Below are 316 nucleotides of genomic sequence, written 5' to 3'. Positions count from 1 at the left end.
AAATAATACTGGAATGAAAAGCGATTGACTGCCCTTGGTTTTGTCTATGAGACGCAAGATACCGTTATCAATAGTACCTGTGCGCATCACAATGCCGAAAGCACCGCCAATCACAAGCATAAACATGATAACGCCGATTGCTGAACCCCACTTAGATCCAGACACTAAACCTTCAAATACGAAGTTCATTAAGCCGATATCACCACCGCTGGCGAATAGTCCGACAGTATTGTAAATCGGGTTGCCTTGGGGGTCGGTGTGATAGGCAAATGAAGCTGGATCTAGAACGGTACGAGTTTTCTCTGCACCATCAGAA

1 pseudogene is annotated in these 316 nt (G+C 45.3%); it reads right to left on the bottom strand.

Annotated features, from left to right (window positions below):
• A pseudogene (locus AB4486_RS28615) lies at positions 1–316 on the bottom strand (hypothetical protein); the annotation flags it as partial.

This window comes from Vibrio sp. 10N.222.55.C6 (assembly GCF_041473395.1).
GTDB lineage: Bacteria > Pseudomonadota > Gammaproteobacteria > Enterobacterales > Vibrionaceae > Vibrio > Vibrio crassostreae_C.
This window is presented reverse-complemented; position numbering and strand designations above follow the sequence as displayed.